General features: G+C 52.4%; 7 protein-coding genes, 3 tRNA genes and 3 rRNA genes. 7 read left to right on the forward strand and 6 right to left on the reverse strand.

The window, feature by feature from the left end; translation table 11 throughout:
- Positions 1 to 3: 3 nt before the first annotated feature.
- The 6 genes from proS to metN form a co-directional block, all read right to left on the reverse strand.
- Positions 4 to 1,722 (reverse strand): proline--tRNA ligase, encoded by a 1,719-nt coding sequence (gene proS / locus JZ655_RS03800; protein WP_207293034.1) that lies wholly within the window; start codon positions 1,720 to 1,722, stop codon positions 4 to 6.
- Between the two features lie 112 nt (positions 1,723 to 1,834).
- The gene (gene tsaA, locus JZ655_RS03805; RefSeq protein ID WP_207293035.1) at positions 1,835 to 2,542 is read right to left on the reverse strand and encodes a tRNA (N6-threonylcarbamoyladenosine(37)-N6)-methyltransferase TrmO; all 708 of its coding nucleotides are present in this window, start codon (positions 2,540 to 2,542) and stop codon (positions 1,835 to 1,837) included.
- Entirely contained in the window at positions 2,539 to 2,943 is a 405-nt protein-coding gene (gene rcsF, locus JZ655_RS03810; protein WP_040077069.1) for an Rcs stress response system protein RcsF, read from the reverse strand. The genes tsaA and rcsF overlap by 4 nt, the downstream gene beginning before the upstream one ends.
- Before the next feature lie 107 nt (positions 2,944 to 3,050).
- Positions 3,051 to 3,866 (reverse strand): methionine ABC transporter substrate-binding lipoprotein MetQ, encoded by an 816-nt coding sequence (metQ, locus tag JZ655_RS03815; RefSeq protein WP_040077068.1) that lies wholly within the window; start codon positions 3,864 to 3,866, stop codon positions 3,051 to 3,053.
- A gap of 38 nt (positions 3,867 to 3,904) precedes the next feature.
- Positions 3,905 to 4,558 (reverse strand): methionine ABC transporter permease MetI, encoded by a 654-nt coding sequence (locus tag JZ655_RS03820; RefSeq protein ID WP_040077067.1) that lies wholly within the window; start codon positions 4,556 to 4,558, stop codon positions 3,905 to 3,907.
- Positions 4,551 to 5,582, reverse strand: coding sequence for a methionine ABC transporter ATP-binding protein MetN (metN, locus tag JZ655_RS03825; protein WP_040077066.1), 1,032 nt, complete (start codon positions 5,580 to 5,582; stop codon positions 4,551 to 4,553). The genes JZ655_RS03820 and metN overlap by 8 nt, the downstream gene beginning before the upstream one ends.
- A gap of 188 nt (positions 5,583 to 5,770) precedes the next feature.
- Between metN and gmhB the strand changes: the two genes are divergently transcribed.
- From gmhB to JZ655_RS03860, 7 genes are all read left to right on the forward strand, one after another.
- Entirely contained in the window at positions 5,771 to 6,331 is a 561-nt protein-coding gene (gene gmhB, locus JZ655_RS03830) for a D-glycero-beta-D-manno-heptose 1,7-bisphosphate 7-phosphatase (RefSeq protein ID WP_040077065.1), read from the forward strand.
- 375 nt (positions 6,332 to 6,706) lie between these two features.
- A 16S ribosomal RNA gene (locus JZ655_RS03835) occupies positions 6,707 to 8,246 on the forward strand.
- A gap of 70 nt (positions 8,247 to 8,316) precedes the next feature.
- A tRNA-Ile gene (locus tag JZ655_RS03840) sits at positions 8,317 to 8,393 on the forward strand.
- 108 nt (positions 8,394 to 8,501) lie between these two features.
- A tRNA-Ala gene (locus JZ655_RS03845) sits at positions 8,502 to 8,577 on the forward strand.
- Between the two features lie 171 nt (positions 8,578 to 8,748).
- Positions 8,749 to 11,654, forward strand: a 23S ribosomal RNA gene (locus tag JZ655_RS03850).
- Positions 11,655 to 11,725: 71 nt separating this feature from the next.
- A 5S ribosomal RNA gene (rrf, locus tag JZ655_RS03855) occupies positions 11,726 to 11,841 on the forward strand.
- Together the 16S, 23S and 5S rRNA genes with 3 tRNA genes alongside form the textbook arrangement of a ribosomal RNA operon.
- 56 nt (positions 11,842 to 11,897) lie before the next feature.
- Positions 11,898 to 11,974 (forward strand) — tRNA-Asp (locus JZ655_RS03860).
- The last annotated feature ends 102 nt before the right edge of the window (positions 11,975 to 12,076 follow it).

The raw sequence follows: 12,076 nt of genomic DNA on the forward strand, positions 1-12,076 counted from the left end.
TAATTAGCCTTTGATGGCTTTAACAAGGTAATCCACAACGTCACCGGTCTTAATCATCTGCTTCTCGCCGTTGCGACGATATTTGTATTCGATATCATCGCTGTCGAGGTTACGGTCACCAATAACGATGGTGTGCGGGATACCGATCAATTCCATATCAGCAAACATCACGCCCGGACGCTCTTTACGGTCGTCCATCAGCACTTCAATGCCCTGCGCGCGCAGTTCGTTATAGAATTTCTCAGCCAGCTCCTGCACACGGTAGGATTTGTGCATGTTCATCGGCAAAATCGCAACCTGGAATGGCGCGATATTATCCGGCCAGACAATACCGCGGTCATCGTAATTCTGCTCAATAGCAGCGGCAACCACACGGGTGACACCGATGCCATAGCAGCCCATCGTCAGGATCTGGTTACGACCATCTTCACCCTGCACAGCCGCGTTCATCGCCTGAGAGTACTTGTTACCCAACTGGAAGATGTGACCCACTTCGATGCCGCGCTTAATCATCAGTGTGCCTTGACCATCCGGGCTCGGATCGCCGGCAACCACGTTACGGATATCTGCCACTTCTGGCGTGGCGACGTCGCGATCCCAGTTGATGCCGAAGTAGTGTTTGCCATCAATGTTGGCACCCGCAGAGAAATCGCTCATCGCGGCAACGGTACGGTCGATAACGACCGGGATAGGCATGTTCACCGGGCCAAGAGAGCCAGGACCCGCGTTAACAACCGCGCGGATTTCTGCTTCGGTAGCGAAGGTCAGTGGGCTGGCAACCTGCGGCAGCTTTTCTGCCTTCACTTCATTCAGTTCGTGATCGCCACGCACCAGCAGAGCGACCAGCGGATAGGCACTGTCTTCTACCGCTTTGACCAGCAGAGTTTTTACCGTCTTCTCGATGGGCAGGTTGTATTGCTCAACCAGTTCGGCGATGGTTTTTGCGTTCGGGGTATCAACCAGGGTCATCTCTTCGGTTGCGGCGGCGCGTGGCGCTTTTGGTGCCAGGGCTTCGGCAAACTCGATGTTAGCGGCGTAATCAGAGGAGTCAGAGAAGATTACATCGTCTTCGCCGCTCTGCGCCAGAACCTGGAACTCGTGGGATGCGCTACCGCCGATTGAACCGGTATCAGCCTGTACAGCACGGAAATCCAGACCCATGCGGGAGAAGATTTTGCTGTAAGCCTCATACATTTTGTCGTAGGTCTCCTGCAGAGACTCCTGAGAGGTATGGAAAGAGTAAGCATCTTTCATCAGGAATTCGCGGGAGCGCATAACGCCAAAACGTGGACGCACTTCGTCACGGAACTTGGTCTGGATCTGGAAGAAGTTCAGCGGCAACTGCTTGTAAGAGCTCAGCTCGTTGCGGATCAGATCGGTAATGACCTCTTCATGCGTTGGACCGAGAACAAACGGACGATCGCCGCGATCGGCAATACGCAGCAGTTCAGGACCGTACTGTTCCCAGCGACCACTCTCCTGCCACAGTTCAGAGGGCTGAACCACAGGCATTAACACCTCGATTGCACCGGCGTTGTTCATCTCTTCACGCACGATGTTTTCGACTTTTTTCAGGACGCGCACGCCGGTCGGCAGCCAGGTATATAACCCGGAGGCCAGCTTGCGGATCATCCCGGCGCGCAGCATCAGCTGGTGGCTGATCACTTCGGCGTCGGCAGGTGTCTCCTTCAGAGTGGAGAGCAGGTATTGGCTAGTACGCATGTTGTTACGGTTCCATTTCGACTATTGGAACAGGCTGAAACGCCAGCCTGACACAAAAAAAGTGGTTTAGTTTACCAGTGTGGCAAAGATGCCAAAAGAGAGGACAATAAAATTACTGCGGCTCAAGCGCAAACACTTCGAAGCCTGAGTCCGTTACGCGCCAGCGGACGTTAAAATCAAGCAACCAGACGGCATACGCTTTCCCGGCGTCTTCCTCTTTACGATAGGCGGGGCGAGGATCCTGCGCCAGCACATCGACGATAAACTCACGCAGACGTGGGTAGCGTTTTTCAAGGTGAACCAGTTCGGCAGCCAGCGCGTCGGTAAAGTAAACCGGCATATCGGCCTGTGGCGCCTGTTGGGCATAGCTGGCGCGGGCATCGGGCAGGGCTTCGGCAAACGGCAGATAAGGTTTGATATCGACGACGGGGGTGCCATCCACCAGGTCCAGCCCGCCGAGCTCCAGGATGACCTGATCCTTCTGGCAGCGAATGCCGTTTAGTTCGACGAGCGACATCCCCACCGGGTTAGGGCGGAAGGTAGAACGCGTGGCAAACACCCCCATTCTGGCGTTGCCGCCAAGCCGGGGAGGGCGTACAGTTGGGCGCCAGCCGCCTTCCATCGTTTGATGGAAGATAAACAGCACCCAGAGATGGCTAAAAGCTTCCAGTCCGCGCACAGCATCAGCCTGGTTATACGGAGCGATTAAGTGAAGTTCGCCGCCACCGCTTTTCACCAGCCCAGGCTGACGAGGTACGGCAAACTTCTCTTTATAGGGTGAGCGGATAACACCTATCTGCTCGAACTGGAATGTACTCATTTCGCCGAAACGTTAAGGGCAGAACCTACGCACACAGCCTGACGATAACAACCCGGCGTACCGCTGGTTACTTCGCAGCTGTGCAGCAGCACGGCGTTCGCTTTCATTTTGGAGGCGTTGATCTGCATACGCTTACGCGCCGTTGGGATGTTTGGTGGGGAGTCCTGATTTGTTGCCTGACAGGAGTCGCCTGAAACTTCACCCAGATCGCGGAACGGTTTGCCAATCAGAGCTTCCGCGTTGGTGTAAATGCGTACCGGCGCAGCGCGTGGCGCTTTCGGTTTTGCTGGCTCCGCTTTTGGCGGGGTTGCAGTGCTTTGAACAGGTTCAACAGGAGATCTGCTTAGCATAGAACATCCGCTCAGCATCAATGCTAAGAGACAGATCGGTAAAGCACGCATATTCTTTCCTCAATGAATAATCAAAACGTCAGTTATTGAATCAGTTGCCCGCATAAATGACAAGACGGGCTTTCGCCCGTCCTGAATGATATTACACAAAGAGAAGATTACCAGCCTTTAACTGCACCACCGTTAAAGACTTTGTTCGCCTCTTCGTAAACTTCATCAGACTGGTAAGCCTGAACGAACTTCTTCACGTTCTCTGCGTCTTTGTTGTCTTCACGAGTCACGATCAGGTTCACATAAGGGGAGTCTTTATCTTCTACGAAGATACCGTCTTTCGCCGGCGTCAGGCCGATCTGGCTAGCATAGGTGGTATTGATAACGGCCAGCGCGATCTGTGCATCGTCCAGAGAGCGTGGCAACTGTGGCGCTTCCAGCTCAACAATTTTCAGATTTTTTGGATTTTCGGTCACGTCCAGAACGGTCGGCAGCAGGCCAACACCGTCTTTCAGTTTGATCAAACCCTGTTTCTGCAGCAGCAGCAAAGAGCGGCCCAGGTTGGTTGGGTCATTTGGTACTGCGACCTGAGAGCCATCCTGCAGTTCGTCCAGAGATTTAATTTTCTTAGAGTAACCGGCAATCGGATATACAAAGGTGTTACCCGCTGGAACCAGTTTATAACCACGATCTTTGATCTGCTGATCCAGATACGGTTTGTGCTGGAAGGCGTTGGCATCGATATCGCCTTTGCTCAGCGCTTCGTTAGGCAGTACGTAATCATTGAATGTAACCAGCTCAACGTCCAGGCCATACTTCTCTTTAGCGACTTTCACTGCTGTTTCAGCAACCTGCTGTTCTGCACCTACGATAACGCCCACTTTGATGTGGTTCGGGTCTTTCTCGTCCTGACCGCAACCCACCAGTGCCAGAGAGCCGATCAGCGCGCCTACCGCTGCAAAGGTCTTAAATTTAAACGTCATGATATTTCCTTAATTCGTCGTGTTTATAATGTTTAACGTTATTTGTGCGTCACAGTACGAACGATGCGATCGCCCGAGAACTGAATGAGATAGACCAGTACTACCAGCAATACCAGAACGGTGTTCATTACGGTAGCGTTATAACCAATATAACCGTACTGGTAACCAATCTGACCCAGACCGCCAGCGCCGACGGCACCGCCCATCGCGGAATAACCGACCAGGGTAATCAGGGTGATGGTTGCGGCATTCACCAGTCCGGGCAGCGCTTCAGGCAGCAGCACTTTGCGTACGATCTGCATCGGCGTGGCGCCCATTGCGCGGGAGGCTTCAATCAAACCGGTCGGGATTTCCAGCAGGGCGTTTTCCACCATACGGGCAATAAAGGGGGCAGCCCCTACGGTCAGCGGAACAATAGCGGCCTGTAAGCCGATAGACGTCCCGACGATGACGCGAGTAAAGGGAATCATCCACACCAGCAGGATAATAAAAGGAATGGAACGGAAGATATTCACCACGGCGGAAAGAGCGCGGTAGAGCTTTGCGTTCTCAACAATTTGGCCCGGACGCGTAACGTACAGCAGCACGCCAACCGGCAGACCAATCACAAAGCCGAAAAAGCCGGATACAAAGGTCATTGCCAGCGTTTCCCATACGCCGCGAACCAGCAGCCACATCATCGGTTCAGACATAACCCAGTACCTCTACTTTTACATGGTGTTCTTGCAGCCAGGCAATGGCCGCTTGCGTCTCTTCTTGCGTGCCGTGCATCTCGGTCAACATAATGCCGAACTTCACGCCGCCGGCATAATCCATCTGCGCGCTAATAATGTTGTTATTCACATTGAAACGACGCGCCGTTTCCGACAGCAGCGGTGCATCGACGGACTGGCCGGTAAATTCCATACGCAGCATCGGCACACTACTGGCTTCAGGCTGCGCTTTTAAACGTTCAAGATAATCTTCCGGAATATCCAGATGCAGCGTGGACTGAATAAACTGCTGTGCTAACGGTGTTTTCGGATGCGAGAAGACTTCACTGACGGTGTCCTGCTCGATCAGTTCACCATTACTGATAACGGCGACACAGTCGCAGATACGTTTAACGACATCCATCTCGTGCGTAATAAGAAGAATGGTCAGTCCCAGGCGACGGTTAATATCTTTCAGTAATTCCAGGATAGAGCGTGTTGTTGCCGGGTCGAGCGCACTGGTGGCTTCATCGCATAACAGCACCTTTGGGTTGCTTGCCAGCGCTCGGGCAATCGCGACACGCTGCTTTTGACCGCCGGACAGGTTGGCGGGATAGCTATCATGCTTATCACCCAAACCGACAAGGTCCAGCAGTTCAGTAACGCGACGTTTGATCTCATCTTTAGACGTGTTATCCAGTTCTAAAGGCAGCGCAACGTTTCCAAAAACGGTGCGGGAAGCCAGCAAGTTAAAATGCTGGAAGATCATGCCAATCTGACGGCGTGCTTTGGTTAATTCTGATTCAGAGAGTTTGGTCAACTCCTGACCGCCAACCTGGACGCTGCCTTCGGTTGGACGCTCAAGCAGGTTGACGCAACGAATCAGCGTACTTTTACCTGCGCCAGAGGCGCCAATAACGCCATAAATCTGTCCAGCCGGAACGTGCAGGCTAACGTTGTTCAGCGCCTGAATCGTTCGGGTTCCTTGCTGGAACACTTTAGTAATGTTTGAAAGTTTGATCATTAGACTTTTTTAATCATATGTGAGTTTGCCGTGGCATTTTCTTCTGCCTGATACGGGCGTTAACCGTCAACGAAATGGATGTTAAGGCATCCAGACGTCTAAATCAATGTAACTCTGTTCGATGAGCACTTTCTTGTCTCCGGATTCATGAGATACTAAGCGTACATGCCTTTTTCAGGAGCAAAGCGGTGGCAAAATCAGTACCAGCAATTTTTCTCGATCGTGACGGCACTATTAATGTCGATCACGGTTACGTACATGAGATCGATGAATTCGAATTTATCGAAGGCGTCATTGATGCCATGCGCGAACTTAAAGAGATGGGTTATGCGCTGGTGGTCGTGACCAACCAGTCTGGGATCGCGCGTGGCAAATTTACCGAGGCGCAGTTTGAGACATTAACTGAGTGGATGGACTGGTCTCTGGCCGATCGCGGTGTTGATCTGGACGGTATCTATTTCTGTCCTCACCACCCTCAAGGAACCGTTGAAGAGTTTCGTCAGACTTGTGACTGCCGTAAGCCGCATCCGGGAATGCTGCTTTCAGCGCAAGAGTTCCTGAACATCGATATGGCTTCTTCTTATATGGTGGGCGATAAACTGGAAGATATGCAGGCAGCTGCAGCGGCGGGTGTAGGTAATAAAGTGCTGGTACGTACCGGTAAACCTGTGACGCCAGAAGCTGAGAATGCCGCAGACTGGGTGATCAATAGCCTTGCGGAGCTGCCTCAGGCCATCAAAAAGCGCTAAAAACGGTCGTTTTGGTGAAAAGGTGAGCGGTTGAAATAAAATTGTATTTTTCCGCTTGTCATTCCTCGGGAGCTCCCTATAATGCGCCTCCATCGACACGGCGGATGTGAATCACTTCACACAAACAGCCGGTTCGGTTGAAGAGAAAAAATCCTGAAATTCAGGGTTGACTCTGAAAGAGGAATGCGTAATATACGCCACCTCGCAACGGTGAGCTGAAAGCCGCGTTGCACTGCTCTTTAACAATTTATCAGACAATCTGTGTGGGCACTCAAAGTGACATGGATTCTTAATGTCTTCGGACAATAAATGAATGCCAAGTCTCTGAGTGAACACGTAATTCATTACGAAGTTTAATTCACGAGCATCAAACTTAAATTGAAGAGTTTGATCATGGCTCAGATTGAACGCTGGCGGCAGGCCTAACACATGCAAGTCGGGCGGTAACACAGGGAGCTTGCTCCTGGGTGACGAGCGGCGGACGGGTGAGTAATGTCTGGGAAACTGCCTGATGGAGGGGGATAACTACTGGAAACGGTAGCTAATACCGCATAACGTCGCAAGACCAAAGAGGGGGACCTTCGGGCCTCTTGCCATCAGATGTGCCCAGATGGGATTAGCTAGTAGGTGGGGTAATGGCTCACCTAGGCGACGATCCCTAGCTGGTCTGAGAGGATGACCAGCCACACTGGAACTGAGACACGGTCCAGACTCCTACGGGAGGCAGCAGTGGGGAATATTGCACAATGGGCGCAAGCCTGATGCAGCCATGCCGCGTGTATGAAGAAGGCCTTCGGGTTGTAAAGTACTTTCAGCGAGGAGGAAGGCATTAAGGTTAATAACCTTGGTGATTGACGTTACTCGCAGAAGAAGCACCGGCTAACTCCGTGCCAGCAGCCGCGGTAATACGGAGGGTGCAAGCGTTAATCGGAATTACTGGGCGTAAAGCGCACGCAGGCGGTCTGTCAAGTCGGATGTGAAATCCCCGGGCTCAACCTGGGAACTGCATTCGAAACTGGCAGGCTAGAGTCTTGTAGAGGGGGGTAGAATTCCAGGTGTAGCGGTGAAATGCGTAGAGATCTGGAGGAATACCGGTGGCGAAGGCGGCCCCCTGGACAAAGACTGACGCTCAGGTGCGAAAGCGTGGGGAGCAAACAGGATTAGATACCCTGGTAGTCCACGCCGTAAACGATGTCGACTTGGAGGCTGTTCCCTTGAGGAGTGGCTTCCGGAGCTAACGCGTTAAGTCGACCGCCTGGGGAGTACGGCCGCAAGGTTAAAACTCAAATGAATTGACGGGGGCCCGCACAAGCGGTGGAGCATGTGGTTTAATTCGATGCAACGCGAAGAACCTTACCTACTCTTGACATCCACGGAACTTAGCAGAGATGCTTTGGTGCCTTCGGGAACCGTGAGACAGGTGCTGCATGGCTGTCGTCAGCTCGTGTTGTGAAATGTTGGGTTAAGTCCCGCAACGAGCGCAACCCTTATCCTTTGTTGCCAGCGGTCCGGCCGGGAACTCAAAGGAGACTGCCAGTGATAAACTGGAGGAAGGTGGGGATGACGTCAAGTCATCATGGCCCTTACGAGTAGGGCTACACACGTGCTACAATGGCGCATACAAAGAGAAGCGACCTCGCGAGAGCAAGCGGACCTCATAAAGTGCGTCGTAGTCCGGATTGGAGTCTGCAACTCGACTCCATGAAGTCGGAATCGCTAGTAATCGTAGATCAGAATGCTACGGTGAATACGTTCCCGGGCCTTGTACACACCGCCCGTCACACCATGGGAGTGGGTTGCAAAAGAAGTAGGTAGCTTAACCTTCGGGAGGGCGCTTACCACTTTGTGATTCATGACTGGGGTGAAGTCGTAACAAGGTAACCGTAGGGGAACCTGCGGTTGGATCACCTCCTTACCTTAAAGAACCTGCCTTTGTAGTGCTCACACAGATTGTCTGATGAAAATTAGCAGTAAAAAATCTCTGCAGGCTTGTAGCTCAGGTGGTTAGAGCGCACCCCTGATAAGGGTGAGGTCGGTGGTTCAAGTCCACTCAGGCCTACCAAATTCGCCTCCGTGCTGCGTTATGGCGATGCTCACATACTGAAGTATGCTTCGCATCACCATGCCTTGCCCGGAAACGAATTAGGGTAACAGAGATAAGTATTACGATGGGGTTATAGCTCAGCTGGGAGAGCGCCTGCCTTGCACGCAGGAGGTCTGCGGTTCGATCCCGCATAGCTCCACCATCCTTTTACTGCGATAACAAGAAAACTTCAGAGTGTACCTGAAAAGGTGCGCTGCGAAGTTTTGCTCTTTAAAAATCTGGATCAAGCTGAAAATTGAAACGACACACATGTTATGTGTGTTCGAGTCTCTCAAATTTTCGCAATCAGAAGTGAAACATCTTCGGGTTGTGAGGTTAAGCGACTAAGCGTACACGGTGGATGCCCTGGCAGTCAGAGGCGATGAAGGACGTGCTAATCTGCGAAAAGCGCCGGCGAGGTGATATGAACCTTTGACCCGGCGATGTCCGAATGGGGAAACCCAGTGCAACTCGTTGCACTATCGTTAACTGAATACATAGGTTAACGAGGCGAACCGGGGGAACTGAAACATCTAAGTACCCCGAGGAAAAGAAATCAACCGAGATTCCCCCAGTAGCGGCGAGCGAACGGGGAGCAGCCCAGAGTCTGAATCAGCTTGTGTGTTAGTGGAAGCGTCTGGAAAGTCGCACGGTACAGGGTGAAAGTCCCGTACACGAAAACACACTTGCTGTGAACTCGAAGAGTAGGGCGGGACACGTGGTATCCTGTCTGAATATGGGGGGACCATCCTCCAAGGCTAAATACTCCTGACTGACCGATAGTGAACCAGTACCGTGAGGGAAAGGCGAAAAGAACCCCGGCGAGGGGAGTGAAAAAGAACCTGAAACCGTGTACGTACAAGCAGTGGGAGCACCCTAGTGGTGTGACTGCGTACCTTTTGTATAATGGGTCAGCGACTTATATTCTGTAGCAAGGTTAACCGTATAGGGGAGCCGAAGGGAAACCGAGTCTTAACTGGGCGTTAAGTTGCAGGGTATAGACCCGAAACCCGGTGATCTAGCCATGGGCAGGTTGAAGGTTGGGTAACACTAACTGGAGGACCGAACCGACTAATGTTGAAAAATTAGCGGATGACCTGTGGCTGGGGGTGAAAGGCCAATCAAACCGGGAGATAGCTGGTTCTCCCCGAAAGCTATTTAGGTAGCGCCTCGTGAACTCATCTTCGGGGGTAGAGCACTGTTTCGGCTAGGGGGCCATCCCGGCTTACCAACCCGATGCAAACTACGAATACCGAAGAATGTTATCACGGGAGACACACGGCGGGTGCTAACGTCCGTCGTGAAGAGGGAAACAACCCAGACCGCCAGCTAAGGTCCCAAAGTCATGGTTAAGTGGGAAACGATGTGGGAAGGCACAGACAGCCAGGATGTTGGCTTAGAAGCAGCCATCATTTAAAGAAAGCGTAATAGCTCACTGGTCGAGTCGGCCTGCGCGGAAGATGTAACGGGGCTAAACCATGCACCGAAGCTGCGGCAGCGACACTTAGGTGTTGTTGGGTAGGGGAGCGTTCTGTAAGCCGTTGAAGGTGTGCTGTGAGGCATGCTGGAGGTATCAGAAGTGCGAATGCTGACATAAGTAACGATAAAGCGGGTGAAAAGCCCGCTCGCCGGAAGACCAAGGGTTCCTGTCCAACGTTAATCGGGGCAGGGTGAGTCGACCCCTAAGGCGAGGCCGAAAGGCGTAGTCGATGGGAAACAGGTTAATATTCCTGTACTTGGTGTTACTGCGAAGGGGGGACGGAGAAGGCTATGTTAGCCGGGCGACGGTTGTCCCGGTTTAAGCATGTAGGCGGAGGTTCCAGGTAAATCCGGTTCCTTTTTAACGCTGAGGTGTGATGACGAGGCACTACGGTGCTGAAGTAACAAATGCCCTGCTTCCAGGAAAAGCCTCTAAGCATCAGGTAACACGAAATCGTACCCCAAACCGACACAGGTGGTCAGGTAGAGAATACCAAGGCGCTTGAGAGAACTCGGGTGAAGGAACTAGGCAAAATGGTGCCGTAACTTCGGGAGAAGGCACGCTGATGTGTAGGTGAAGCCCCTGCGGGTGGAGCTGAAATCAGTCGAAGATACCAGCTGGCTGCAACTGTTTATTAAAAACACAGCACTGTGCAAACACGAAAGTGGACGTATACGGTGTGACGCCTGCCCGGTGCCGGAAGGTTAATTGATGGGGTTAGCGGCAACGCGAAGCTCTTGATCGAAGCCCCGGTAAACGGCGGCCGTAACTATAACGGTCCTAAGGTAGCGAAATTCCTTGTCGGGTAAGTTCCGACCTGCACGAATGGCGTAATGATGGCCAGGCTGTCTCCACCCGAGACTCAGTGAAATTGAACTCGCTGTGAAGATGCAGTGTACCCGCGGCAAGACGGAAAGACCCCGTGAACCTTTACTATAGCTTGACACTGAACACTGGTCCTTGATGTGTAGGATAGGTGGGAGGCTTTGAAGCGTGGACGCCAGTCTGCGTGGAGCCATCCTTGAAATACCACCCTTTAATGGCTGGTGTTCTAACGTAGACCCGTAATCCGGGTTGCGGACAGTGTCTGGTGGGTAGTTTGACTGGGGCGGTCTCCTCCTAAAGAGTAACGGAGGAGCACGAAGGTTAGCTAATCCTGGTCGGACATCAGGAGGTTAGTGCAATGGCATAAGCTAGCTTGACTGCGAGAGTGACGGCTCGAGCAGGTGCGAAAGCAGGTCATAGTGATCCGGTGGTTCTGAATGGAAGGGCCATCGCTCAACGGATAAAAGGTACTCCGGGGATAACAGGCTGATACCGCCCAAGAGTTCATATCGACGGCGGTGTTTGGCACCTCGATGTCGGCTCATCACATCCTGGGGCTGAAGTAGGTCCCAAGGGTATGGCTGTTCGCCATTTAAAGTGGTACGCGAGCTGGGTTTAGAACGTCGTGAGACAGTTCGGTCCCTATCTGCCGTGGGCGCTGGAGAATTGAGGGGGGCTGCTCCTAGTACGAGAGGACCGGAGTGGACGCATCACTGGTGTTCGGGTTGTCATGCCAATGGCACTGCCCGGTAGCTAAATGCGGAAGAGATAAGTGCTGAAAGCATCTAAGCACGAAACTTGCCCCGAGATGAGTTCTCCCTGACTCCCTGAGAGTCCTGAAGGAACGTTGAAGACTACGACGTTGATAGGTCGGGTGTGTAAGCGTAGCGATACGTTGAGCTAACCGATACTAATGAACCGTGAGGCTTAACCTTACAACGCCGAAGCTGTTTCGGCGAAGAGACAGAGACAATTTTCAGCTGTGATACAGATTTAACAGAATTTGCCTGGCGGCTTTAGCGCGGTGGTCCCACCTGACCCCATGCCGAACTCAGAAGTGAAACGCCGTAGCGCCGATGGTAGTGTGGGGTCTCCCCATGCGAGAGTAGGGAACTGCCAGGCATCAAATTAAGTAGTAAGCCGGTGCACTAACCCGGTGGTTACAAAAAGAATACGGTGGAGCGGTAGTTCAGTCGGTTAGAATACCTGCCTGTCACGCAGGGGGTCGCGGGTTCGAGTCCCGTCCGTTCCGCCACTTATTGAAAGCCCTGAGCATCTGCTCAGGGCTTTTTTTCGTTCGCGCTATTATTATTGCTTGAACAGCAAAAATCCTCTGCGTTTCACGATCTTTTTCTGC

This window comes from Leclercia pneumoniae (genome assembly GCF_017348915.1).
Lineage (GTDB): Bacteria > Pseudomonadota > Gammaproteobacteria > Enterobacterales > Enterobacteriaceae > Enterobacter > Enterobacter pneumoniae.